Annotated in this window: 1 protein-coding gene; it reads left to right on the forward strand. The window is 47.2% G+C overall.

The genetic code is table 11. The annotated features are described in order from the left end of the window. Nucleotides 1–189: 189 nt before the first annotated feature. Nucleotides 190–1021, forward strand: an 832-nt coding sequence (locus tag HMPREF9444_RS05985) for an IS1634 family transposase (protein WP_187363654.1), incomplete at its 3' end; no start/stop codon positions are given.

Raw genomic sequence — 1021 nt, forward strand, 5'->3', positions numbered from 1 at the left:
GTGGATCGCTGATCTTTTTTAATTAGATTATTCACTCATACCAAGACCGTCGGGCGTATTGACAATAAAGAAGGCGTCGGCATTATTAAGTTCTCACCTGATTTTCTCCGCGTCCATCCGCAGCTTAATAAGTTTTCCGTATCCCGTACCGTTGCTGAAGATGCAGTTTCCTCCGGTAAATACCGGCTGGTGTTTGCTCTGCTCAATCCTGATGAGGAGCTTTACGCACTGCCGCACATCACCTGTACGAGCATCGGTATGTCTTTAGTATTGGATGAGTTGTTAAAGCGCGACGTACTGCTTGAGTGTCTTGAACAAGTATTTGCCGGACATTATCGGCAGCTGTTGTCAGCTGCCTACTATATGGTGATGGAGCCGGACGCCAAACTTTCAAGACTGGGAGCATTTGCCCGCAGTTATAGGATGCCGGCAGCGGCGGAAGAGTTGTATCCGACGGCATTGACTAAAAGACACTTATTATCCAAAAGAAGAATGTGGGCTTTGGATTCCACTTCTGTCAGTACTTATGCCGAGCTCAACGACGCCGCTTACGGACGTAATAAACAGGATGAAGTCCTGCCGCAAATCAATGTCATGATGATAACTGACGAAGACAGCTCCCGTCCTTTATATTATCAGTACTTCAACGGCTCGATACCCGACGTGTCCGAATGCGTCAATACTTTTGAACTGCTGTTAAACCTCGGCGTGCATTCTTTCGTCGCCGTTGCCGACCGCGGATTCTTCAGTGCCGCCAATATGGCCGTAATTACAGATAAAGGCTATCACTTCCTGATGTGCGTACCGTATGAGAAATGCACCGGCTATCAACAATATATTGATGAAGCTCTGCTCGCCTTCACTCGGGACAATCTCTTTGATTTACGCTGCGGGCAAAACGTATATACCTGTAAAGAGCAAACTGCCGTTGCCGGCAGCAAACATAAGGCATATGTTCATGTTTTTTATAATCACGAAGCATCGGGGGCACAAATCGACCATTATCAGCGCCGGCTTAAAG

This window comes from Succinatimonas hippei YIT 12066 (genome assembly GCF_000188195.1).
GTDB classification, from domain to species: Bacteria; Pseudomonadota; Gammaproteobacteria; order Enterobacterales; family Succinivibrionaceae; genus Succinatimonas; species Succinatimonas hippei.